This window comes from Aeromonas sp. FDAARGOS 1414 (genome assembly GCF_019047065.1).
Classification (GTDB): domain Bacteria; phylum Pseudomonadota; class Gammaproteobacteria; order Enterobacterales; family Aeromonadaceae; genus Aeromonas; species Aeromonas veronii_A.
In genome coordinates this window covers 4,014,593-4,038,093 of the sequence record NZ_CP077210.1, presented here as the reverse complement: position 1 = coordinate 4,038,093, position 23,501 = coordinate 4,014,593, and the positions used below count along the sequence as shown (strand labels likewise).

Here is a 23,501-nt window from a genome sequence, read left to right as displayed (position 1 = left end):
GAGGGCACCATGATCCGTATAATCATTCTGGTTGCCGTGATGGTCGCAGGGCTGATCTTTGGCCCGCAAGCCTCCGGTAACAAGGGCTATGTGCTGATTGCCCTTGGCAATTACACCATCGAATCCTCCGTCACCAGCGCGGTGATCCTGGCCGTGCTGTTCTACGGCGCCCTGCTGATCGTCGAGTGGCTGCTGGGTCGGGTATTCGGCCTGCGCCGCAAGACCCTCGGCTGGTACGGCTCGCGCCGCCGCCGCAAGGCCAATCAACAGACCGTCGCCGCCACCCTGGCGATGGCCGAAGGGCACTACAGTCAGGCTGAAAAGCTGATGATCAAGGGGGCCAGCAACAGCGACACCCCGCTGCTCAACTACCTGAGCGCCGCCAAGGCGGCACAGGCCCGTGGTGACGACGCACGCCGGGATCAATACCTGCAAAAAGCGCAGGAGGAGAATCCCAAGGCCGAGCTGGCGCTCACCCTGACCCAGACCCAGCTGCAGATCGAGCAGGGCCAGTACGACACGGCGCTGGCGATGCTGGAGTCGGTCTACGCCCTCAACCCGCGCCACCCCATGGTGCTGGATCAGCTACGCCAGGTGCATCTGGCCCGTCAGGACTGGAGCGCTCTGTGCGACCTGATCCCGGCACTGCACAAGGTAGGCAAGCTGACCCCGAAACAGGAAGAAGAGCTGCTGCAACAGGCCTGGTCTGGTCGCCTGCAACAGGCTGCCAGCAGCCTCGAAACCCTCAAGGCGGTGTGGCAGGATCTGCCGCGCAAGCTGCGCCTTGAGCCAGAGCTGCTGGCCTGCTACGGCGATCTGCTGCGCCAGCTGGGCGCCGACGGCGAGGCCGCCACCCTGTGGCAGGAGGCGCTGCGCAAACAGCCGATGCCGCAGCTGCTGGCTCGCCTACCCAAGCTGAAACTCGACAGCTATCAGCCGCTGCTGGCGCTGTTGCAAAAGCAGCAGGGGCAACCGGAGGTGGACACCGCACTGGCCCAGCTCTATCTGCTGGCCGGTCAGCTGGACGATGCCCAGAAGCTGCTGGAGCAGGAGGTGGAGCGGGCGCCGAGCGCCGCCGCCTATCACGCCCTCGGCCAGCTGATGGACAAGCGCCGCCTCACCAACAAGGCCAACGAATACTATCGTCAGGCACTGGAGCTGGCGGGGATCTGATCCCCGGCGAAAAGAAACGCGAGAGGCCGCATGATGCGGCCTCTTTTTTTATCTTTTCGCCCTGCCCTCGTCAGGTGGTGAGCCGCTCCAGCTCGCCGATCAGCCAGATGGCCTCGGCGCGATGGCTGCCACACACATCCATCATGGGGCGAAAACCGCCGCACACCGCCGGCCGCTCCGGTTGACCGAAAATCTTGCAGCCAAGGGCGCTATCGAGCTGGATACAGGGGACACCTGCCGGTTTGCCATCTGGCATACCGGGAATGGCACTGCTGATACTGGGGGCGATGCAACAGGCCGCGCAGCCACTACGACACTCCATAGACTCCACTCCTTTGAGACGGTCTGAACCACCATAGCCGAAGCGGCGGCACAAACGTAGCTGGCGCACAACAAAAAGCCCGACCGCACGGGCGATCGGGCTTCAAACAACACAGCCGGTTCAGCGAGCCATCATCACAGGATGATGTCACGTACCACGCTGTCTTTGCGCTCCAGGTAATGGATCGACTTGATACGACGAATGGTACGGGATTTACCACGGATCAACAGAGTCTCGGTGGTCGCCATCACGCCATCGCTGGTGATGCCATCCAGCAAATCACCCTTGGTGATGCCGGTGGCGGAGAAGATGACGTTGTCATTCTTCGCCATATCTTCCAGCTTGAGCACCTTGTTGACGTCGATGCCCAGCGCTTCGCAGCGGGCAATTTCCTGCTCGCCCAACGCACGCACTTCCGGGCTGTCGCCCTTGACCCGGTGACGCGGCACCAGACGGGCCTGCATGTCGCCATCCAGCGCGCGGATCACCGCCGCGGAGATCACCCCTTCCGGTGCGCCGCCGATGCCATAAAGCATGTCGACTTCGCTGTCCGGCAGACAGGTGAGGATGGAGGCGGCAACGTCACCATCAGGAATGGCGAACACCCGCACGCCCAGACCCTGCATCTCCTTGATTGCCTTGTCATGACGCGGCTTGGCCAGGGTAATGACAGTCAAACGGGAGAGCGGCTTGCCCAGCGCCTTGGCCACGGACTTCAGGTTCAGCTCGAGAGCCTGATCCAGGTCGATGGCGCCTTTGGCCTTGGGCCCGACGATCAGCTTTTCCATGTACATGTCAGGTGCTTTCAGGAAAGAACCCTTGTCGCCCACCGCCAGCACGGCCAGCGCGTTGGCCTGACCCATGGCGGTCATGCGGGTACCCTCGATGGGATCGACCGCGATATCCACCGCGTCGCCGTGTCCGGTACCGACCTTCTCGCCGATATAGAGCATCGGCGCTTCATCAATTTCACCTTCGCCGATCACAATCTCACCATCGATCTCGATCTGGTTGAGAATGTGGCGCATGGCCGCTACGGCCGCCCCATCAGCGATATTCTTGTCACCACGTCCGAGCCACTTGTAGCCAGCCAGTGCAGCCGCTTCCGTCACTCGGGAAAACTCGATTGCCAGTTCACGTCTCATCGCATATCCAACCTATGGAGCTCGAAAACGGGCGGCATTCTACCACAAGGGCAAACCTTTGCGCACAAAAGTAGCTGCCAGGTGCATAAATGTAGCCAATTCATCCAATTGCAACCCAATTGCCATCGACTCTTCATCCAGTTGTCACCCCGCTGTCATGCATCTTCCCTAGGATGGCCCCGTCTTCAAAACAAAAGCTTGCAACACAAGGGATTAAGATGAAAAAGCTGACTGTAGTGGCACTGGCTCTGACCGCCGCCTTCCAGGCGCAAGCCGTTGAGGTGTATAAAAATGATACCGCCATGCTGGACCTGTATGGCCGCATCTACGCCGGTCAATTCTTCGGCGACAAGAAAGAAAACGTCGATACCGCCAACCCGAATGGCACCAAGGATTACAGCGCCAAGCAAGGGGCTAACCAGTTTGTCCGCTTCGGTGCCAAGGCTGAAACCCAGATCCAGAGCGGTCTGAAGGCGCTGGCCCAGTACGAAGTTCAGATGTACATCAACGACAGCGAGAAGACCATCAGCGAGAGCTCCGACAACCTGCGTACCCGTCTGGCCTTTGCCGGTGTGGGCGCTGACTGGGGTACAGTGACCTTCGGTCGCCAGAAAGGTGCCCCGGGTTTCCTGGCGGACTGGACTGATGTCTCCCTCTCCGACGGCTACGGTAACGAAGCGCTGGGTGCAAAGACCGACACCTTCGCCACCAACCGCGCCGGTTCCGTACTGAAATACTCCGGCCTGTTCAATGGCTTCCAGCTCGACACCAGCTACAAGTTCGACGGTGGTGACACCGAAGAGACTACCAGCAAGGATAGCGACGCGGCCTACGGAGCAGCCGTGGCCTATACCTTCCCTTTCAACCTGTCGCTGGGTACTGCCTATAACGTCGGCCTGCGCGACAAGAGCGGTGAAGAAGATGCAAAACTGTGGCTGATCTCCGCCAAGTTTGACAACAAGGCCGCCTACGCCGCCCTCAGTTATGCCGATGGCAGCGACTTCCTGGCGACCGGCACCGATCACACCGGTTGGGAAGCCGCGCTGGGCTACAACTTCGAGAATGGCTTCGGTCTGATGGCGCTGTGGAACAAACAGGAGCAGGACAAGGCTGGCACCAAGAAAGACAATGTGGATTACTACACCCTGGGAGCCCAGTACAAGTTCAACAAGAACCTGCGGGTGATCGGCGAGTACCGCATCAACAATCTGGACAGCGTTGCCGGCAAAGCGACCGCCAACAAGGATGACTTCCAGCTGGCTGCTCGCTACGACTTCTAATCGAGGTTTTCTGATACCCAAAGCGCGATGGCTTGCCATCGCGCTTTTTCGTCGCTGTTGCTCAGAAAACCACAAACTGGCCTAGGCTCAACAGTAGATGTATCGCCGGAGAGATGATCATGGTCAGGCTGCTTTTCGTCCTGCTCTTGCTGCTGGCTCTTCCCGCTCACGCCCTCAATATCGCCATGGTACTGTGGCGTGGCGAAACCGCCGCCGAGGCGGGCTTTCGGGCCGAACTGACCCGACTTGGCTATCAGACCACCATCACCGTCTACAATGCCAATCAGGATCGCACGGCGCTGGCGACCATGCTACGTCAGCAGATGCTGCCGAAACTGGCCGAATACGACTACATCTACACCTTCGGTACCACAGCCACCACCATGGCAAAGAGTTTGGTCGCCAATCGCAAGCCCATGATATTCAATGTGGTTTCAGATCCTGTCGGGGCAGGTTTTCTCTCGGAAGACAAAGCCCAGAACAGCATGGTGGCCGGGGTAAGCAATATGGTGCCGATGGCGCTGCAACTGGCCAATGCCAGCAAGTACCTCCCATCGGATAAGCGGCTGCTGCTACCCTTCAACCCGCGGGAGCAAAACACCCTGCTGGTGGCCGACATGCTGATCAACGCGGCCAAAGGCTACCAATGGCAAGTCGCAACCTGGCGTATAGCACCGGATCCAAAGCGACTGGAGAACGAGTTGAAGCGGCTGCAACAGGATGCCAAAAACGACATCGTCTTTCTGGCCGCAGACAGCTATCTGCTCTCCATCGCCCCCCGTTTGCTGAATGCACTCAACGCAGCTGCCATCCCTACCATCTGCAGTGCAGAGCTGTTCGTCGAGCACGGCTGCAGCGTGGGCACCATCAGCAGCTACGAGGCGCTGGGCAAGATGGCCGCAGTAATCATCCATCGCCACCAGCAGGGAACGCAGTTGCAGGATATTCCGCTGCAGACAGATCCCCACCCCAAACTGGTGCTGGGGCAACTGGGCAGCACCACCAAGCAGGAGAAGAACCCCGAGAAACCGAAGCTTTGATAAAGATCTCGGCCAATCAGGCTCCAGGCGGGTATGCTGTTGGCCCCCATCGCCCGAGAGCCTTTTCCCATGAGCACCACCGTCTTTTTTGCCGTTCTGCTGGCAGCCCTGCTTCACGCCAGCTGGAATGCGCTGGTCAAAATTGGCGAAGAGCGGCTGGTGGGGGTGTCACTGGTGGCGATCTTTTCAGGGCTTATCGCCGCCGTGGCGCTGCTGCCCATGGGGCTTCCCTCTGCTGCCGAGCTGCCCTGGCTCGGCCTCTCAGTCCTGCTCCATATCGGTTACTGCCTGTTTCTCAGCCATGCCTACAATCAGGGCGATTTTGGCCAGATCTATCCGCTGGCCCGTGGCAGTGCCCCGCTGCTCGCCATGGCGTTAAGTGCCCTGCTGCTGGGGGACTACCCCGGTTACGGCGGCATCATCGGCGCCTGCGTGCTGATCATGGGGGTCTTGCTGATGGCCTGGCGAGGTGGGCAGCAGCGCCTTGACAGCAAAGCGGTTCGGGCAGCACTGATCACGGCCATGTTCACGGCGACCTATACCCTCTCGGATGGAGCCGGCGCCCGCGCAGGGGGTGAACCGGTACGCTACACCCTCTGGCTCTTTGCCTGCACCGGGCTGGCGATGCTGCTGGTGCTGATCGTCCACCAGAAACGCAACGCATGGCGCCAGATCCGTCGCCATGCGATGGCGGGAATGGCAGGAGGTGCCATGTCACTGCTCGCCTACGGGATTGTTATCTGGGCCATGACCCAAGCACCCATTGGCGTGGTCGCGGCTCTGCGCGAAAGCAGTGTGCTGTTTGCCATTCTGCTCTCGGTCTGGCTGCTGAAAGAGCCGCTCGGGCGCATGCGGCTGACGGCGGCGGCCATTATTACCGGCGGCGTGCTGCTGACCCGGCTGGGAGGATAAACGCTGTCGCCATTGGGGCGGATTTATCAGGCAGGATGGCGCAATTCACTCCGCCAAATATGCCGAATACCAATAATGGAAATAAGTGTCGGCCTGGGCGTAAATGTTTACATCCGCAACGTATCAATTAACTGGCAGGTCTGTTTATTTCAACCACAGCTTCATTCGGGAAACTTACCTGCCCAGCAGCATTAATGATAAAATCGTTCACAGTTAATTTTCGGCAACGCTGACCAATACCGCGCATGGCACAGACCATGCAGCTCCGCCCATACATTCATTGACCGCCTGACGGGTAAGCCAGCCCGGTCAGAGATGACCCGATCGCGCCCGCCACAGCAAGATGGCATGGCGCTACCGCGTTATTAATGGGTCTGGTTTCGTCCGTTTAATTTTTGATTATTTTAAATCCAGCACCATCAGGGAGTTTTTAATATGTCAGCAAAAAAGCTGAAATTGGGCGCCTTTATATTGATGATATTAACATCGGTATTTGGCGTCACTAATATCGGGATCGGTTTTTACCGAATGGGATATGCCGCCATTCCGATGTTCGTGATCGGCGGTCTGTTCTTCTTCATCCCGTTCATTTTGATGATGATCGAATTCGGCACCGGCTTTCGCAAAGAGGTAGGCGGCATCTTTACCTGGATGCGCCACTCGGTCTCGACCCGATTCGCCTTTATCGGTCTGACCATGTGGTTCGCCTCCTACGTCATCTGGATGTTTGGCAAGGCGCTCTCCATGTGGGTGCCCCTCTCCTTCATGCTGTTTGGCCGCGACATCACCGTCATCCCGGTCACCCTGGGCACCGGCATCGACTTTGGCCCCTTTATTCTGGGCGTAGTCGCCATCGCACTGGTTGCCACCGTCACCAAGCTCATCACCCTGGGCAGCCCCCGCTTCGCCAAAGTGGCGGCTATCGGCGGTCTATCCGTGGTGGCACTCAACGTGTTGCTGCTGGTCGGTGGCGTCTTCACCTTCGCGGTGAGCGGCATGACTCTGCAGGAGCCCTTCACCCAGGCATCGCTGACGGCGTCTCCCAATGCCGCGTTCAACGACATCATCCCCTTCCTCGGCTTTATGGTGTTCGCCATCTTCGCCTACGGCGGGGTCGAGGCGATGGCCGGGGTGGCTGACGAGCTGGAAGATCCCGAGCGTGACCTCAAGCGCGGCATCTTCCTCTCCGGCGCCTTCATCGTACTCTGCTACATCATCGGCTTTCTGGCGGTCGGCTCAATCATGCGCTGGAGCGACTTCCCGGCCGAGGGGATCACCTCTCTCTCCGCCCTCTTCATCATCATGTTGGAGCTGGGGCGCCATCTCGGTGGCGAGTGGCTGGGACAGGTGTTCATGCGCTTTGCTGGCCTTGGCATGTTCCTGAGCTATCTGGGCGCCTTTATCGCCCTCTCATACGCGCCACTGCGCCAGTTCATCACCGGCACCCCGAGCTACTTCTGGCCGGAGCGTTTCCAGCGCGAGAACGAGAATGGCGTGCGCATTGAAGCCCTCAAGGTGCAAGCCTGGGTGGTCTGTCTGTTCATTGCCGCCAAGTCCATCTTTACCCTGATCAACCCGGAAGGGGCCGCCGCCCTCTACGAGCTGATCATCACCATGACCAACGTCGGCATGACCCTGCCCTACATGTTCCTCATCTACGCCTGGTATCGCTATCGCAACAACCCGGCGCTGGGCAAGGACCTGATCTTCTTCAAGAGCGCGGGCTCGGTACTGCTTGCCACCATCATCAGCCTGATCCTGGTCGCCTTCGGCAACGTCTTTACCGTGGTCGCCCCCTTTATCTCCGGCGATATCTCCACCGGCGTCTGGACCATCATTGGCCCGCTGCTGTTCGTGGTGATCGCCATGCGCTTCAAGATCAAGCAGGAAGATGCCCACTAACCGGCAGGCAATGCTCCATGCCAATCGGGACCGTTCTGGTCCCGATTTTTTTAGCGCCGGCTTCCGCTCGCCATCACGGCCAGTCCATAGTTTCAATGCAAAAAAGACTCTATGGAGACCTCTTTTACGCTCTCCTCGCCGTCAGAGCACGCTCAACGCCGTAAATTATCAATATCAAGGTGAGAATGATTGTGAAGCGCCAGTTCACGACATATAACTTAGCGAGATATCCCTGTATTTCGTCCGGTAGAGCTGATCATGATGATGCGTTCCCTCCTTCCCCTGTTGCTTGGCGCAGTAATGCTGCCGGCCACTATGGACAGTGCCCATGCCAACCCCTTTTCCGCCAGCAGCAAGAGCAGCAGCGGCTTTCTCGAGCGACGGGATGTGCCCAACCTCAGCTCGGCTGCCTTCGTGGTGGCCAACCACAGAACCGGCGAGGTGATCTCCGAGCGCAACGGCAACCGGGTAATGCCCATCGCCTCACTCACCAAGCTGATGACGGCGCTGGTAGTGCTGGATGCCAACCTGCGCCTCAACGAAATGCTCACCGTGACCAATGCCGACATCGACCGCATCAAGGGAACCGGTTCACGCCTGGCCATCGGCTCTAGGCTCAGCCGCGCCGAAATGCTCCATATCGCCCTGATGTCCTCTGAAAACCGTGCCGCCTCGGCACTGGCCCGCCACTATCCCGGCGGTCAGCGCGCCTTTGTCGAGGCGATGAACGCCAAAGCCCGCATGCTGGGGATGTGGAATACCCACTATGCAGACAGCACCGGGCTCAACCCGCGCAATGTCTCCACCGCGCAGGATCTCGCCAAGCTCGCCGCCGCAGCGGCCTCCTATCCGCTGATCCGCCAGTACTCCACCGACGAGCAGAGTTATGTGCGCACCAACAAGCGTCAGCTGCACTACCTCAACTCCAACCGGCTGATCCGCGAAGGGCAATGGGAGTTCACCCTCTCCAAGACCGGCTATATCCGCGAAGCGGGCCGCTGTCTGGTGCTGGGCACCAAGGTCAATCGTGAGCCGGTGATCATGGTGTTGCTCAATGCCGAGACCACCAACGATAGGGTCGCCGATGCCAAGCGGATCAAAACCTGGCTGGAGAGCTCGGGCAGAACCACCCTGGCAGCCAACCAGAGCAGCATGCTGACTCACCAGTAAGCTCGAGATCCCCAACCAAGCGAGGCACCTGCCTCGCTTTTTTTTTTATCTGCATGAGCGCGCCCAAAAAATGGGATCCAGTTCCCGCTACAGGTAACACCTTCCGCCATCCCGTTACAAAACGTAACTACTCAACAGCGTGATTCACACTAATAGAATCAATTGGTTGTAACCTGGCAGCAAGAATTTTAGCGTGCCATCACAACCCCTGTAACGACGAGCCACCATGCGCATTTCCAGTATCGAGTGCGGGCGGGTACTGGCCATTCTGGCCGTGATGACCATTCACGTATCCCCCTTCGCCAATCCGTTCAATCCCGCCCTGTGGGGAAGTGGATCCTGGCTCTGGCTGAGCGGCACCATCAACCAGTTATGCCGCTTTGCCGTGCCGCTGTTTTTCCTCTGTGCCGGTTACTTTCTGCAGCCGAGACTGAGCCGCGAAGCGCCGCTGACCGTGGCCTGGCGCTACTGCCACCCCTTGCTGCTGCTCTGGCTGGTATGGAGTCTGGTCTACCTGCTGGTGCCGTTCAATCCGCTGGATGCCGTGCAGCAAGGCTATCTGACCTCCCTGCGCGGGCAGTGGCAATTCCAGCTCGGCGACCCCCTCAATGGCTGGCTGGTGGGCGGCATGATCCACCTCTGGTTCCTGCCAGCCCTGATCATGGCGGTGACCCTGCTGGCACTCTGCTACCGGCTTGGCAGACCAGAGCTCACCCTCTGGCTGGGTCTTGGCCTCTACCTGCTGGCGCTGCTGGGGGGCTCCTATGCCAAGCCGCTGCTGGGCGCCGAGTGGCCACTGCTCACCCGTAACGGCCCCTTCTTCTCCCTGCTGTTTGTGGCGCTCGGGGCCCTGTTGCGCCAGCGTCAGTGGCAGCCCGATGCCCGCACCGGCTGGCAACTGCTGCTGGCGGGCGTGACGCTCTATGGCTGTGAAGCCTGGGCGCTGCAGCACTTTGCCGCAGTGCCGCTCACCCGCCACGACTTCCTGCTCGGCTCCCTTCCCTGGGCTCTCGGCCTATTTGGACTGCTGCTGGCCAACCCCGAGTGGGGCAAGGGCAGCTGGCTTGAACGTCAGGCCCCCAAAGTGCTCGGGATCTACTGCCTGCACATGATGCTGGTGGTCTGGCTCTTCGTGTTTGGCCCGCAGGCCGCATCCATCCTGTGGGAGATCGCCAAGGTGCCGCTGCTGCTGGGATCGTCTCTGCTGGTCTATCGCCTGCTGGCGACTATCCCCCTCACCCGCCGACTGCTGAGCTCTCGCTGAGTCCGATATCCGGCCCGTCCTATCGGGCCGGATATCGCTTCACATTTCGCACCTTTTTCTTCCGCTACGCCCTTCTCCCTCGCTTCGTTCTCGCGGTTTGCTGTAATGGCTCTGCTTTTCAGCCGAGCTCTGCCGACCACACAACACGCACCCAAAGCCCCCTCCATTTTCACCTTGCCAGACAAATGAAAATCAATATCATTGGCATCCCGCTTAAGCGGGTCAGGCTAATTATAATTAAATCAATATGTTCGAGCCGTCAGGTCGACATCCAAAGAGTCAATATTGAATATGCAGCACCCTCACTTTCGCAGAACGCTGGTCTCGCTGGCACTGCTGGGCACCGGCTTCACTGCCCAGGCCACCGATGAAACCATGACTGTGGTTGGCAAACGCTCCCAGCATCAGGAAGTTGCCACCGCAACCCGTACCAATACGCCAGCCAAGCTGGTTCCCCAGACCATCGACAGCGTCAAGGTCAGCGAGCTGACCGCCTTCGGCCAACCTACGCTGAGTGAAGCCCTGAGCGGCATTCCCGGGGTCAACGCAAGCGGTGATACCCGCTTCGACGGGGTCAATATCCGCGGCTTCAGCGCCAGCAACGACTTCTATCTCGACGGATTCCGCGACGACATGCAGTACACCCGGGATCTCGGCAACATCGAGCGGGTGGAAGTGCTCAAGGGCCCGGCTGCCGTGCTCTACGGCCGCGGTAGCACGGGGGGCATCGTCAACCGGGTCAGCAAGAAGCCGCAAAAAGGGCAGGAGTCCAGCGTCACCGCCCGGGTCGGCAGCTTTGACAGTCAGCGACTGGCCGCCGACCTCAATGGCGAGGCGAGTGAGCAGGTGCAACTGCGCCTCAACATGGCGCAAGAGGACAAAGATAGCTTCCGCAACGGCGTGAAGAGCAAGCGCACCCTGCTGGCCCCCTCCGCCAACTGGGAGATCAGCGACAACCTCAACTGGCTGGTGCAGTACGAGCGCAACGAACATGACCGCACCCCGGATCGCGGCATTCCCGGGGTCAATGGCCGTCCGGCCGATGTGCCGCGAGAGTATGTCTACAGCGATACCAGCCGCGACTTCATCGATGACGTGGCACAATCCACCCGCTCACGCCTCTCCTGGGATATCAACGATCAGTGGCAGTTGCGCCAGCAGCTCGGTTACTCCACCCTCGACAGCCAGTTTGACAACACCTATGTCACCAGCGTCAAAGGGGATCAGGTGACCCGCTCCCGCTGGCAGCAGGATCTGAAAGCGAAGAACCTGATCAGCAACACCGAGGCAGAAGGTCTGTTCCAGACCGGCCCGGTGGAACATCGCCTGCTGGCCGGCTTCGAGCAGAACTGGCAGGAGCGCACACCCAAGCTCTACCAGAACGCCACCGCCATCCCGTCCGGCAACCTCTACGACCCGGGCTCACTGCCTACCTACAATGGCGCCATGAAGCTCTCCAGCGACGCCAAACACAAGGTGCGCGGCAATGGCCTCTATCTGCAGGATCAGCTCAGCCTGGGTGACTGGCATCTGGTGGGCGGGCTGCGCCGTGACGACTTCACCGTCACCAGTCGCCGCTACGACCTCAACAAGGAGGAGAGCGTCTCGGTCAACAGCCTGAGCCCGCGCCTCGGTCTGGTGTGGAATCCCCTCGAGGATCACGCCTTCTACACCTCCTACAGCAAGACCTTCACTCCGGTGGGCGGCGAGCTGATCGGCATCACCCCGGGCGACAAAAACAACGGGCTGGAACCCCAGCACACCCGCCTCTACGAAGGTGGGGTGAAGAGTGACTGGCTGAACGGCAAGCTGGCGACCACTCTCTCCCTCTATCGACTGGAGATGTACAACAAGCGCACCAAGGATCCGCTGGATCCCACCAAGGTGATCCTCACCGGCCTGCAGCGTACCGAAGGGGTCGAACTGAGCGCCCGCGCCGAGCTGACCGACGAGATCTATCTGCGTGGCGGCTTCGCCATTCAGGATGCGGAGCAGGTCAAGGCGGATGCGGATCTGCAGGGCAAGCGCCCGATGAACGTCTCCCGCCAGAATGGCCAGTTCTATCTCGGCTACAAGAGTGGTGAGCAGGGCTGGTTCGGTGAAACCGGCGTGACGGCGGTGGGCGATCGCTTTGCCGACAACGCCAACACCACCACACTGCCCGGTTACGCCCGCTTCGATGCGCGCGCCGGTTATCGCTGGCAACAGTGGGAAGCCGAGCTGAGCGCCGAGAACCTGACTGACCACGAGTACTTCGTCAGCGCCACCAGTGCCACCCAGATCATGCCGGGCACACCCCGTCAGCTGAGCCTGACCGGTACCTACCGTTTCTGATCTCTGTGACAACCACCCCGACTGGCCAGCCCCTGCTGGCCAGTTTTTTTATGAAGCAACCACGATGAAACGCAGAAGAGTTCCCCTTCACAACAACAAATGGGTACGCCGCCTCCATGCCTGGGCCGGTTTTTTTACCCTCGCCCTGATGCTGATGTACGGCATCACCGGTCTCTGGCTGCAACACCGTGCCGTGTTGCCCATCCCCGGCCCCCACACCGACAAATCGAGTGAAGAGATAGTGCTGGAGGCGCCGCTCGCCAGCCCGGAGCAGCTGAAAAGCCTGCTGCAACAGCGCTATCCCGATACCTTTGCCGACGGGCGAACCATGATCACCCCGGCCCAGACCCTGCCCACCCCGAACGGCCCGCTCACCCTGCCCGCCAAGTGGGAGATGCGCGGTGTCACCCTCAGCCAGAGCGTGGCCGCCAGCTATGTTGAGGGTACCCTGCTGGTACGTACCGACCTGCAACTGGCCAACTTTGCCGCCAGCCTCAACCGGCTGCACCGCGGCATAGGCACCGGCCTCGGCTGGCAGCTGTTTGGCGATATCGCCGCCCTGGCCCTGCTGCTGCTCGCCCTCACCAGCCTGTTTATGTGGACCAAGCTGCACGGCACACCCAGAGCCATCATCGCGCTGACGCTCGCAGGCAGCCTCGGTACCCTGCTGTTTGCCCTGCTGGGATAGTGCGGCAACCATGTTCTGATGCAGCAAGGTTTGGAAAAAACCGCAATAGAGACAGGCCGCTGGCGGTGATGCCGTCAGCGGCTATATCAAGGAAATGAAATAACGGATAGCGGGAAAAGAGAAGGGATACCAAGAGGTAACTGGAAGTACTGCCTGCTCAGCAGCAACCCACCAATGCGCAGGAACGCCAAAAAACAAAAGGCCATCATTGCTGATGGCCTTTTGTCATGAATTTGATGGTGCCCGGGGTCGGACTCGAACCGACACGGTTATTCACCGGCGGATTTTGAATCCAGAAACTGCGGTTTCCTAGGGATAGTACGACTCGTAACGCCTTGAATCAATAGGGTTTGAGTTATCTCCAGTTTGCTGTGAGTGAGGTGGGTTTGCACACTTTGCACATTTTTACCCACCGTACTCATACGCCCATAGTGTCCACAACATAGCCACCATCGGGCATCCACCTGCAACAGGGTTAGATGTTTAATAGATTTTTTATCGGGCATAGATCCCCTCAGTAAAACATGGACCATGTAGCATGGTGGCCGATAGCAAAATGGGGCTTCAACTTACTACATCCCCCCATATACATGTTAATCTCGCGACCACTCTTGATAACTCCAACAACAGCCTACATCTCCGTGTTAGAGGGTCGTCCTCTGAACAGTGAAAGGAGAACTGTTATGGGTCTTAAACCTGGTCCGAAACCAATCGCGCAATCGACAGGGAAACCAGATCAACGTCGTCGTGATAATAAAGATACTCCGGGAAATACCCCGTCGTTAAAGCCAAGCAAGTCCACAAAAAAGTAAGCCTGCCTGGGAATGGATAAACCATCTCGATAGTAGGAAGTGGGGCCAGCGGCCCCACACATTACCTAGTCGTAACCAACAGCAAGAAACCTAACGCCAATACAGCAGCCATAAATCCAAGGTTCGTAGCGAGGGAGTTGGTAGCGAGTGTTTTCAGCAGTTCTAACATACATTCTCTCCTTAAGAGCATTTACGCCATGCAGGCGGATACTTCAACTTTACAAGTCATTGTCGGCTCTCTTTCATCTGACCCGGTTACTTCCAAATCATGACCAAACACTCTTTGTCCCACCAAGTTACAGCTGATGTTGATGGTTTCATGATTGAACAACTAGCCGTGCTGATCATGGTGACGACTTTCACGCCTCCATAACAACGCAGATGGATGGGAAACGACTGACATAAAAAAACCCGCTTTGGAAGCGGGTTTCACGTGACATAAAAATGGGCTCAATCTCCTCAAAGGTAGAGCCCATTGGTTACATAAGTATTATAAGTACGATATTGGGCTTTCAAAAAAATCAGTGAGAAAATCTACTTCCATCGATTAAATCCTAACATTGCTCTATCATCACCCATCACGCCATATACAAATAGCCAAAGGGAACTACATGAGTAGGAGATCATGCCCCTGCGCCTCAACCTCTTGATAAAACCATGACTGTAGAGCATGAATTTCATCATTCGTTCGCTCTGCAGGAATGCGCGCAAGAAGATAGGCCATCCAGAGATCTTCAACCGAGGGTTTTGAGCTCCATTCCTTCGCCTGAACAACTAAAGAACCGATATCATGGATTCTGTTCGGCAACTCAAAATTAGTCTGTGTCATTAAATACGCTCTCAAAGCCCGTGGTGATGGCCATTTAAACATCAGATTATTGCATGCCCCTGGCTTGTGGCACTGTTACCTGCCAACCACAGGATCAACGATGGCTCATCTCTTCGATCCAACGGCCAACGCCATCAGGATCGGCAAGCAGCTGAGCGAGCGGCAGATGGTTGGAGCACAAGGCGAGCTGGCCGCACTCCTCACTTTGCTTCCAATTCGGTTGATGAAGGGGCCAAGGCACCGGGCGCCACAGCTCATCGAAATGCTTGTCGCTATCTTCCAGACAACGGAACAAACTCACTTCAACAATGGCTTGGCCATCAAGTTGCAGAGGGTCTGGCTGGCCTTTTACCCCTGCCCGCAGCACTGAGGTATGGCGAAAATCGCTATCAATGTAAAGGCGGAAAGCCAGAGTGATATCGTTCTTTTCGGCCGTATCGCCACCCCAATCACGGTAACAATGGGTAGAAGCAAACAGTGGCAGATAGTCCCATGCCCAGCTGCTGGATGGGCGGGTTCCCGAGCGGCAGGGGCGGCTATTTTCGCTGGGCTCCCAGTACCAGAACTCGGCGTCCAGCGCCTGACTGGCGATCTGATCGAATAGTGGGAGGATACGCTGATAAAAACCGGCTGCGAGTCGGTGGGCTTGTTGCAGTTGGGTCACCAGCTGGGTGGTCTGTTCAAGATCGTGTTGCATGACGGCATCCTTAGCCAAAGTCAGTGATTCAAAAAAGAGAAATCGGGGCGAGAGAGGTGCAATGTCCCGGCATAGTCGAGCAGAGCAGCCCAACCAGTAGGTTCAGCCGGTGGGGGAGTTTCCCGCTCAGACATCACCCCGCAATCCAGGTCCAGCTGCCCTGCGTAGGCAAACAACGGCGCCCATTCAGGCACCACCGGGGCCATGCCAAACAGCTCAAACGCCTGCAGCCACTCATCGCGGATGGCGCGATCCTGACGGCAGGATTCAAACTCGGAGGCAGTTTGCAGATAGCGGCGCAGTGGCCCCCATTCACGCAAGGTCATCTGGACAAAGCGTTCAGGCAGCTCTGGGCGAGACAGCGGGTCAACAGGGATATTGCCGAGAGCCACGTAATAGAGCCGGTCTTCATAGTCATCAAACTCGGCTTCGCTGACCACAGCCTTGACCTGCGCCAGCCACTGCTCCCGATACTGGTCACCACCGAACGGGGGCTTCACCTCGATAACCACCAGCGCGTCGTCAAAGTGGAGCAGCACATCGGGCTCGACATAACGGCGATCCTGCAGCGATGCCAGTTTTGGCCACAGCTCCAACCGTTGAAAGGTGGCCGGGTCTAGCGGATTGTCACCGAGTAAAAAGCGCAGTACGGCACCCAGAGCACCGTCCGAGAGGTGGGGTAGACGGCCAAAGAGGGTAGCAGTCAGCAGATCTTCGCTGCCTTTGAACAGGTCGCGCCAGCGCAGGGATTCCCCTTCCCGCTCGATACGGCCAGCCTTGCCATGCAGGATTGCATGTAGCATCGCAACTCCTTGTAATATTGATATTTCAAGCCAGCTCTCACGTAGCTGAAGAGCCTTTGAGATCCTGCTTTAATACCCACTCGACTACCACTCTATCCGTCACAAAATGGGGTAAAAAAGTTTGACTGAATGGAGGTTCCCCCCTATTCTTCTTCGCAACACGACCCCGGCCTCTTGGTTGCTTCGCAACTTACGCTGGGGTTCTTATTTGGTGGATTTACCACCACTCCTGCCAGTTCTCTATGTACCCCATATTTGCCAACCCGAGCTTGCGCACCGACTTTTGTGTGGGGAACGTCAGCAGATGATCCCGCAGGCGCAGATGCCACTGGGTATTAGGGCAAATCACCTTGAGTAGATGCCGTGTGATGGCCAGCAACACGAATGGCTTGGCAAGCCGCTCATCGTCTCTTGCCAGGAAATCGCACCATTGCACCTCTCTTGGCTTGGGCAACTTCACCTGCGTCGTCACGTTGCGGTTCCAGAGGCGACTATGATGGGCGCAGATATTGCGCAGGTAACTGAGGCCGTAGATCCAGCTGGCAAACACCTGCCAGTCCAGACCGTATTTGCTGGCGATATGCTGCTGATCAGATACCTTCATCATGCCGATCAACTGCGAGATGGCGCCAAAATCAAATACCTCCACCGCCACCCAGATCGGCAGCTCCTCACCATGGCGCTGATGGTAGTGGCGCACAAAATCCTCTTTGGAGCGCTTTACCAGCCCCCGGTATTTCTCCATCCACGCCTCAAAGCGGGTCTGGTGACTCCCCCTGAATGCAGGCTGCCGGATAAAGCTGGGGTGGAAGTAGCTGCGATCGAGGTGAGCAAAGGTATTTCGCTTGCCAAGGAGATAGGCAAGATCGACCCGCAACGCCACCTCGATCCGCTCCAGCGCATCCACTACCAACAGGCGCAGCTTCTTGTCGAACAGATAGAGCTCCACCGCATCCAGCAGATGGGTGTCGGGGCAAAACTGATCGGTTGCCCTGGTCTCCCGTTTGCTTTCACCCTCAGTCGCAGGCTCAAAGCGGCGAAACGGGTACCAGTAGCCGCTTAAACGGTAATAGCCAATCCGCTCCAGATAGCTCAGTGCGGCATCCCGGTCGGTAACCGTGATGCCGCGCTCAATCAGCTGATCCAGTTGCTGTTGATAGCTAAGCCAAGGGCGAGCGTAGGGCATCAGGCAAGGGCTCCTTCCACCAGCGACTCGGCCAGGGCAAGCTGGGTCTGCTGGCTGGTTTGCAAGCGAGATTTAAGTTGATCGCAGAGGGTCATCAGCTCATGTATTTTTTGCAGTATGAGAACCTGCTCATGATATGGAGGAATCGATACAAGCATGCTTTTCATCAGCGTCCCATTTACATTGGCTTGCCCACATTGCTGCTTGATATGAGGTTCAATCTGAGTTTTCCTAAATAAAGGGCTATTCATACATAATGTCAGATATTCTGGTCTGATATTATGAATGCTACAACGAATACGGATAAGATATGATGCAAATGTATATGTATCATCATCCCCATCAAACATACCTGTTTTACCAACAAGCTCTGCACTATTAGTTCGATTGTATAAAATGTCACCTTTTTTAAGATATAAGTTTGGTAGATCATCAATCTTTGGTGAAACGACCTGATGAGAACCTAAAATAACCTTACCATCCTGAATATCCCCCATTTTTAAAACAGGTACACCATCTGATAGTTCGCTGACCGTTTTCTCTGAGCTACCATATTCACAAAATAGAGAGGACTCACTTATTCTTGACCATACCCATCCCAGCGGTAGCTCAAACAGCTTTTCGTCTTCACTAATTGCAGGAAGCGGTTTCTCTTTTTTGATTTTCTTCTCTTTGACCAGCTGGGCTTTTTCGGCGGCGATGCGCTCCAGCAGGGCTGAGGCAGGTTCATCGCTTGGGTCTTGCGGTACCAGTTTGCCCATCACTGCCAGTTGCAGAATGGTCTGTTTCAAGGCGTCAATGCTGGCCTCGGTGCTAAAGAAGGTATCGAAGTGAGTGCTTAGCCGCGCCCAGTTTTGCGCCAGCTCGTCGGCATCGCTGGAGTCTGTCAGCGTGGCGAGAAAGGTCTCCACCAGCGTCTGATGTGCCGCCAACTGCGATTCGGAGCGAAGCTCCAACTGGTCGCAGAGAGCCATTAACTCATCGACTTTAGCGACAATGCGGTGTTGTTCTTCTGTTGGAGGAAGTGGAATTATTCCATTAAAAAACTGCTTATCATTAATCGCCGGATAGGCTATTCCTGTTTGAACATTTTCAACATAAGTTACAAAGCATGGTGAACGAAGATACCTATATACATAGCGACTTAAAACACCATCAAATGGGTGAATAATTGCAAACGCAGTGCTCGCAATTGGCTCCGGAGACATATCTTCATCAATAACAGCTATATTCAGAAGATAGGGTCTAATTGTAGAATAAATAATTGTTCCAGACTTTACAATTTTTCTAGCCCTAGATGGTGCATCAGAAGCAGCCATTACTGTCGGTGAATCAATAAAGCCCATTTCTTTATTAATTGCGCCCACGTCAATATAGGTAAATGAAGAGTCAGGAGTTTTCTGACCATGGTCATAACCAATGTCCCCCAGCTTGACCCACTCCCACCCTTCCGGTAATCCAAACGGCTTCTCGTCTTCAGCAATTTCTGGTAGCGCCTTGGGCTTTTTAATCTTGCCTTCTTTCACCAAACGAGCCTTTTCAGCGGCAATGCGCTCAAGCAGCGCGGAGGCAGGTTCATCGCTGGGGTCTTGTGGCACCAGTTTGCCACGCACCGCCAGCTCCAGGATCAGCTCGCGCAGCTTTTTGATGCCAGTGAGTTCCAGCTTGCTGTTGCTGCCGCGTCCGGCACTGCTTTTGGGGCGCACCGCCGCAGTCCAGAGATCCAGGTGGTCGGTAATCAGACTTTCGATCGCCATTATGCCTGCCCCCCTTGCTTGGCCGCACCTTTGCCCAAAGCGTCGCCCAGAATGGCTTTTAACTGGTTACGCAGGGTCTGGATTTCCGCCTGCTCTGTGGCATAGCGCGACAGCAGCTCGTCGGGGTCATGGCTTATCTGCTCGCCGACATGGGGGTTTTTGATATCGAGGTTGAAGTTGCGCTCGATAATGGTCTCGATGCTGACCTTCCAGGCTTGCTCGTTCTCAACCCGAGCAGCAAAGCCGTCCGCCTCATCACCCCACCAAGCGATCTCTGCCTCAAATTCCTCAAACTTCATCGGCTTGGTCTTGCTGTAGTTTTTCACCCCAGCTGGATAAGGATGCTCGTAGAACCAGACATCCTTGGTGGGCTGACCCTTGGTGAAGAAGAGGATATTGGTCTTGATACCGGTATAGGGGGCAAACACGCCGTTGGGCAGCCGCACTATGGTGTGCAGGTTGCACTCAGCAGTGAGCAGTTGCTTTATCTTGGTTTTGACCCCTTCGCCAAACAGGGTGCCATCAGGCAGCACCACGGCGGCGCGACCGCCCTTTTTCAGGACCTCGATAATCAGCTGCAGGAACAGGTCGGCAGTTTCGCGGGTACGGAGATCGGCCGGGAAGTTCTGCTCGATGCCATCCTCTTCGGTGCCACCAAAGGGCGGGTTGGTGAGGATCACATCGATATCGCTGTCCCAACTCGACAGCGGCTTGTCGAGGGTGTTGCCGTGGCGGATCTGCACCGGCACCTCGATGCCGTGCAACAGCATATTGGTGGTGCAAAGGAGGTGTGGTAGTTGCTTCTTCTCGACCCCCAGGATCTGCTGCTGCAGGGTCTGATGGTCGGCTGAGGTCTCGACATAGTGCTCTTTGACATGGTCGAAGGCGCAGGCGAGAAAGCCGCCGGTGCCGCAGGCCGGGTCCATGATCCGCTCGCCGAGTTTGGGATCGATGCGGTTGACCATAAAGCGGGTGACGGCACGGGGAGTGTAGAACTCGCCCGCGTTACCGGCGCTTTGCAGGTCGCGCAGGATCTGCTCATAGATGTCGCCAAACAGGTGGCGCTCACTGCTGTCGGTAAAGTCGATCTCGTTGAGCTTGTTGATCACCTGCTTGAGCAGGGTGCCATTTTTCATGTAGTTGAAGGCATCGCTGAACGCCTCTTTCACCACATAGCCACGGGGGTTGTATTCGATGTTGGCAGGCAGGTTTTTCAGGCTATCGAACAGATCGTTGTTAACGAAATCTAGCAGGGCATCGCCGGTCAGCCCTTCGCTATCGGCCGCCCAATGGCGCCACAGGAAGCGTTCGGGGATGGGGCAGCGGTAGTTATCCTGCTCAAACTCCAGCTCCTCTTCCTGGGCGTCGAACACTTTCAAAAACAGCAGCCAGGAGAGCTGGCCGAGGCGCTGGGCATCGCCGTCGATACCGGCGTCCTTGCGCATGATGTCCTGAATGGATTTGATGACTGAGCTGATGGATGACATGGGATTCTCTGCTTTTTACAAAAATGGTGACGAATACAGGGGCGAATGCGTCAGGAAGATCGATCAAACAAGCGGCCATCATTGGAATGGCCGCATGGTAGTTCAGAAGCAGTCAGGCCGTCAGGCGCTCTGCTGCTCACGGTAAATTTCTTGCTCCAGTTCGGTGATGGCCTGCTCGAACTGTTTGGGGCCACCAAAACCCTTCTTGGCCAACTCCAGCGGGCGACCCAACTCGGTAAAGGGAGCGACTTTTAGCGCATCCTTGGTCTCAATCTCGGTCACGCCCTGATCGGCATATTTGTCGAGCAGGCTGGTAAGCACCTGCTGGGCGGTATCGTTGTACTTGGTGAAGTAGTTGCGCTTTTTGACGTTGTTGGCCCGCTCGCGGCGGGTCAGTGGCGGCTGATCGTATACCACATGGCAGATAAGGTCGAACGGGTCGAGCTCCTTGCCCACTTCCTGCTCCAACACCTCCCACAGCACGCCCGCCTGAGCCAATTCATCCATAATGGCTTGCTTGCGTTCGGCGGCTTGCCAGCGTTTGGTGAACGCATCGAGGGTGGCAAACTCTTTGAGCAGGGTCTTTTTGGTGTAGTCCTTGAAGGATTCGGTCACCAACTTGCCATCGGCATCGTAATACTGCACCCGCTCGGCGATGACGCTGACCGCCACGCCGTTGACATAATACTTGCTGACTCCGGGCTCGGGGCCACCCAGCGGGCCTGTGCCCTGGCCCCCTGCGCCACTCTGGCCACCATCACTACCGGTCGTGTAGCTGCCGGGTTGTTCATCGACTCCGGGGGCAAACGGATCGCCATGGTCGCCGGGTTCATCGGCAGGCAGTGGATCGGCGCTATCGATGATATCGCCCAGGCCTTCATCCGGATTGTTGATGTCTGCCGGTTTGACCACCATGACGCGCTCCGGTTCGCCGTCGAAACGGGGATCGGCAAACAGCTCGGTAGCCTTCTTGAAATCGAGAATGGTAAACCAGAGCTTGCCGTACTTGTCGTCGATACGGGTACCACGGCCGATGATCTGCTTGAACTTGGTCATGGACTGGATGTTTTGGTCCAGCACCACCAGCTTGCAGGTTTTGGCATCGACGCCGGTGGTCATCAGCTCGGAGGTAGTAGCGATGACCGGATAGGGCTTTTTCGGGTTGATGAAGTTGTCGAGCTGGGCTTTGCCAAGGTCATCATCGCCAGTGATTTTCATCACATAGCGCTCATCCTTGGCCATCTGTTCCGGGTTGAGGTTGACCAGCGCCCGTCGCATCCGGTCGGCATGATCGATGTCGTTGCAGAACACGATGGTCTTGGCCATCGGGTCGGTTTTCTTGAGGTAGTTGGTGATGGTCTCGGCCACCAGCTGGGTACGCTCGTCGATCACCAGAGTGCGGTCAAAATCCTTCTGGTTATAGATACGGTCTTCAATCAGGTTGCCCTGTTTGTCCATCTGCCCTTTGGTGGGACGCCACCCCTGCAGATCGACATCGATATCGACCCGCACCACCTTGTAGGGGGCAAGAAAACCATCTTCGATCCCCTCTTTGAGGGAGTAGGTATAAACAGGGTCACCGAAGTAATCGGTGCTGGAGACGGTTTCGGTCTCCTTGGGCGTGGCGGTGAGACCAATCTGGGTGGCCGATGAGAAGTATTCGAGGATCTCGCGCCAGGCGCTGTCTTCGGCGGCGCTGCCCCGATGGCACTCATCCACCACGATCAGGTCGAAGAAGTCGGGGGAGACCTGCTTGAAGGCTTTCTGCGACTCTTCCGGCCCGGTGAGCGCCTGATATAGGGCAAGGTGGATCTCATAGGCGGGGTCGATCGTGCGCCCGGTGACCTTGGTCATGGCCGAGCCAAAGGGCTGAAAATCATTGATCTTGGTTTGATCTACCAGAATGTTGCGATCGGCCAGAAACAGGATGCGCTTCTTGGCGCCCGCCTTCCACAAACGCCAGATGATCTGAAATGCGGTGTAGGTCTTGCCGGTACCGGTGGCCATCACCAGCAATACCCGATCCTCACCTTTCGATATTGCTTCTACGGTCTTGTTGATGGCCTGCAGTTGGTAGTAGCGGGGAGATTTGCCGCTGCCATCAGAGTAATAGTCCTGGCTGATGACAGGCAACTGTGCCTGGGTGTAACCCTTCCAAGTGCAGAGTTTGTCCCAAAGCTGGCCGGGGCTGGGGAAGTCCTCCAGCGCGATCTCGGATTCCAGCTTGGCCGGATTGGTCTTGTCATGAAATACAAAGCCATCGCCATTGCTGGCAAACGTGAACGGCACATCCAGCAGACGGGCATAATCGAGCCCCTGTTGCATCCCCTTGCCAATCTCATGCTTGTTGGCTTTGGCCTCGATCACCGCCAGTGGCAAGCCCATCTTGTGATAGAGCACGATATCGGCCGATTTGACCTTCTTGCGTGCCGCCATCTGGCCGCGCACCACCACCTTGCCATCCCGCAGCTTCACCTCCTGGCGGACCTGGGTCAGGTCATCCCACCCGGCAGCCTTGATAGCAGGCAACAGGTATTTCGAGATGATGTCGGCTTCGGTAAGGGTTGCTTTGTTGATGGGTGACACAGCGCACTCCGGTTTGAAAGAGGACTGGTGCTGATGTTCTCATGAATACGGGGATATATGGGAGAGTTATGAGTCCAAAACTTGAACAGGAACATACCTGAAGCGTTATCAAAG

The 23,501-nt window shown here is 57.0% G+C and carries 18 protein-coding genes; 9 read left to right on the top strand and 9 right to left on the bottom strand.

Translation table 11 applies throughout. The annotated features are described in order from the left end of the window. The first annotated feature begins 9 nt into the window (after positions 1 to 9). Positions 10 to 1,173, top strand: coding sequence for a heme biosynthesis HemY N-terminal domain-containing protein (locus tag I6L44_RS18315; RefSeq protein ID WP_106843456.1), 1,164 nt, complete (start codon positions 10 to 12; stop codon positions 1,171 to 1,173). Positions 1,174 to 1,243: 70 nt separating this feature from the next. Here I6L44_RS18315 and I6L44_RS18310 read toward each other — a convergent pair whose 3' ends face one another. Beyond that, positions 1,244 to 1,495: a YkgJ family cysteine cluster protein gene (locus I6L44_RS18310; protein ID WP_005336384.1), complete on the bottom strand. Its 252-nt coding sequence runs from the start codon at positions 1,493 to 1,495 to the stop codon at positions 1,244 to 1,246. A 134-nt stretch (positions 1,496 to 1,629) separates the two neighbouring features. Beyond that, positions 1,630 to 2,640 (bottom strand): class II fructose-bisphosphatase, encoded by a 1,011-nt coding sequence (glpX, locus tag I6L44_RS18305; RefSeq protein WP_005336386.1) that lies wholly within the window; start codon positions 2,638 to 2,640, stop codon positions 1,630 to 1,632. A gap of 218 nt (positions 2,641 to 2,858) precedes the next feature. Between glpX and I6L44_RS18300 the strand changes: the two genes are divergently transcribed. The 8 genes from I6L44_RS18300 (at position 2,859) to I6L44_RS18265 (ending at position 13,230) form a co-directional block, all read left to right on the top strand. Then, positions 2,859 to 3,920, top strand: coding sequence for a porin (locus tag I6L44_RS18300; RefSeq protein ID WP_216952723.1), 1,062 nt, complete (start codon positions 2,859 to 2,861; stop codon positions 3,918 to 3,920). Positions 3,921 to 4,039: 119 nt separating this feature from the next. Continuing rightward, a complete protein-coding gene (locus tag I6L44_RS18295) occupies positions 4,040 to 4,960 on the top strand; it encodes an ABC transporter substrate-binding protein (protein WP_216952722.1) in 921 nt (306 codons plus the stop codon). A 33-nt stretch (positions 4,961 to 4,993) separates the two neighbouring features. Then, the gene (locus tag I6L44_RS18290; protein WP_216952721.1) at positions 4,994 to 5,872 is read left to right on the top strand and encodes a DMT family transporter; all 879 of its coding nucleotides are present in this window, start codon (positions 4,994 to 4,996) and stop codon (positions 5,870 to 5,872) included. A 435-nt stretch (positions 5,873 to 6,307) separates the two neighbouring features. Beyond that, positions 6,308 to 7,774 carry a glutamate/gamma-aminobutyrate family transporter YjeM gene (gene yjeM, locus I6L44_RS18285; RefSeq protein ID WP_216952720.1) on the top strand — a complete coding sequence of 489 codons (1,467 nt, stop codon included), beginning with the start codon at positions 6,308 to 6,310 and terminating at the stop codon, positions 7,772 to 7,774. A 258-nt stretch (positions 7,775 to 8,032) separates the two neighbouring features. Continuing rightward, complete coding sequence (gene pbpG, locus I6L44_RS18280) at positions 8,033 to 8,944, top strand: D-alanyl-D-alanine endopeptidase (RefSeq protein WP_042053464.1); 912 nt, start codon at positions 8,033 to 8,035, stop codon at positions 8,942 to 8,944. 226 nt (positions 8,945 to 9,170) lie between these two features. Beyond that, a complete protein-coding gene (locus tag I6L44_RS18275) occupies positions 9,171 to 10,208 on the top strand; it encodes an acyltransferase (protein ID WP_216952719.1) in 1,038 nt (345 codons plus the stop codon). A gap of 291 nt (positions 10,209 to 10,499) precedes the next feature. Beyond that, positions 10,500 to 12,542, top strand: coding sequence for a TonB-dependent siderophore receptor (locus tag I6L44_RS18270; RefSeq protein WP_120416099.1), 2,043 nt, complete (start codon positions 10,500 to 10,502; stop codon positions 12,540 to 12,542). 64 nt (positions 12,543 to 12,606) lie between these two features. Further along, the gene (locus I6L44_RS18265) at positions 12,607 to 13,230 is read left to right on the top strand and encodes a PepSY-associated TM helix domain-containing protein (protein WP_216952718.1); all 624 of its coding nucleotides are present in this window, start codon (positions 12,607 to 12,609) and stop codon (positions 13,228 to 13,230) included. A 1,419-nt stretch (positions 13,231 to 14,649) separates the two neighbouring features. On the opposite strand, the gene I6L44_RS18260 is transcribed toward I6L44_RS18265, so the two are convergent. The 7 genes from I6L44_RS18260 to hsdR form a co-directional block, all read right to left on the bottom strand. Continuing rightward, positions 14,650 to 14,871 carry a hypothetical protein gene (locus tag I6L44_RS18260; protein WP_216952717.1) on the bottom strand — a complete coding sequence of 74 codons (222 nt, stop codon included), beginning with the start codon at positions 14,869 to 14,871 and terminating at the stop codon, positions 14,650 to 14,652. A 94-nt stretch (positions 14,872 to 14,965) separates the two neighbouring features. Then, entirely contained in the window at positions 14,966 to 15,568 is a 603-nt protein-coding gene (locus I6L44_RS18255; protein WP_216952716.1) for a hypothetical protein, read from the bottom strand. A 20-nt stretch (positions 15,569 to 15,588) separates the two neighbouring features. Then, positions 15,589 to 16,371 carry a hypothetical protein gene (locus I6L44_RS18250; RefSeq protein WP_216952715.1) on the bottom strand — a complete coding sequence of 261 codons (783 nt, stop codon included), beginning with the start codon at positions 16,369 to 16,371 and terminating at the stop codon, positions 15,589 to 15,591. A 217-nt stretch (positions 16,372 to 16,588) separates the two neighbouring features. After that, entirely contained in the window at positions 16,589 to 17,557 is a 969-nt protein-coding gene (locus I6L44_RS18245; protein WP_216952714.1) for an Abi family protein, read from the bottom strand. Then, entirely contained in the window at positions 17,557 to 19,314 is a 1,758-nt protein-coding gene (locus I6L44_RS18240) for a restriction endonuclease subunit S (protein WP_216952713.1), read from the bottom strand. Before I6L44_RS18240 ends, I6L44_RS18245 begins: the two co-directional genes overlap by 1 nt. Then, positions 19,314 to 20,801: an N-6 DNA methylase gene (locus I6L44_RS18235; RefSeq protein WP_216952712.1), complete on the bottom strand. Its 1,488-nt coding sequence runs from the start codon at positions 20,799 to 20,801 to the stop codon at positions 19,314 to 19,316. Before I6L44_RS18235 ends, I6L44_RS18240 begins: the two co-directional genes overlap by 1 nt. Before the next feature lie 120 nt (positions 20,802 to 20,921). Further along, complete coding sequence (gene hsdR, locus I6L44_RS18230; protein WP_216952711.1) at positions 20,922 to 23,387, bottom strand: EcoAI/FtnUII family type I restriction enzme subunit R; 2,466 nt, start codon at positions 23,385 to 23,387, stop codon at positions 20,922 to 20,924. Positions 23,388 to 23,501 lie beyond the last annotated feature (114 nt).

What these genes read in the sequence shown, in the direction of transcription:
- I6L44_RS18300 (WP_216952723.1), top strand. Translation starts at nt 2,859, where the DNA reads ATGAAAAAGCTGACTGTAGTGGCACTGGCTCTGACCGCCGCCTTCCAG.
- I6L44_RS18260 (WP_216952717.1), bottom strand. Translation starts at nt 14,871, where the DNA reads ATGACACAGACTAATTTTGAGTTGCCGAACAGAATCCATGATATCGGT.
- I6L44_RS18240 (WP_216952713.1), bottom strand. Translation starts at nt 19,314, where the DNA reads ATGGCGATCGAAAGTCTGATTACCGACCACCTGGATCTCTGGACTGCG.
- I6L44_RS18250 (WP_216952715.1), bottom strand. Translation starts at nt 16,371, where the DNA reads ATGCTACATGCAATCCTGCATGGCAAGGCTGGCCGTATCGAGCGGGAA.
- pbpG (WP_042053464.1), top strand. Translation starts at nt 8,033, where the DNA reads ATGATGATGCGTTCCCTCCTTCCCCTGTTGCTTGGCGCAGTAATGCTG.
- I6L44_RS18295 (WP_216952722.1), top strand. Translation starts at nt 4,040, where the DNA reads ATGGTCAGGCTGCTTTTCGTCCTGCTCTTGCTGCTGGCTCTTCCCGCT.
- I6L44_RS18270 (WP_120416099.1), top strand. Translation starts at nt 10,500, where the DNA reads ATGCAGCACCCTCACTTTCGCAGAACGCTGGTCTCGCTGGCACTGCTG.
- glpX (WP_005336386.1), bottom strand. Translation starts at nt 2,640, where the DNA reads ATGAGACGTGAACTGGCAATCGAGTTTTCCCGAGTGACGGAAGCGGCT.
- I6L44_RS18275 (WP_216952719.1), top strand. Translation starts at nt 9,171, where the DNA reads ATGCGCATTTCCAGTATCGAGTGCGGGCGGGTACTGGCCATTCTGGCC.
- I6L44_RS18290 (WP_216952721.1), top strand. Translation starts at nt 4,994, where the DNA reads ATGCTGTTGGCCCCCATCGCCCGAGAGCCTTTTCCCATGAGCACCACC.
- I6L44_RS18310 (WP_005336384.1), bottom strand. Translation starts at nt 1,495, where the DNA reads ATGGAGTGTCGTAGTGGCTGCGCGGCCTGTTGCATCGCCCCCAGTATC.
- I6L44_RS18315 (WP_106843456.1), top strand. Translation starts at nt 10, where the DNA reads ATGATCCGTATAATCATTCTGGTTGCCGTGATGGTCGCAGGGCTGATC.
- I6L44_RS18265 (WP_216952718.1), top strand. Translation starts at nt 12,607, where the DNA reads ATGAAACGCAGAAGAGTTCCCCTTCACAACAACAAATGGGTACGCCGC.
- I6L44_RS18245 (WP_216952714.1), bottom strand. Translation starts at nt 17,557, where the DNA reads ATGCCCTACGCTCGCCCTTGGCTTAGCTATCAACAGCAACTGGATCAG.
- yjeM (WP_216952720.1), top strand. Translation starts at nt 6,308, where the DNA reads ATGTCAGCAAAAAAGCTGAAATTGGGCGCCTTTATATTGATGATATTA.
- I6L44_RS18235 (WP_216952712.1), bottom strand. Translation starts at nt 20,801, where the DNA reads ATGTCATCCATCAGCTCAGTCATCAAATCCATTCAGGACATCATGCGC.
- I6L44_RS18255 (WP_216952716.1), bottom strand. Translation starts at nt 15,568, where the DNA reads ATGCAACACGATCTTGAACAGACCACCCAGCTGGTGACCCAACTGCAA.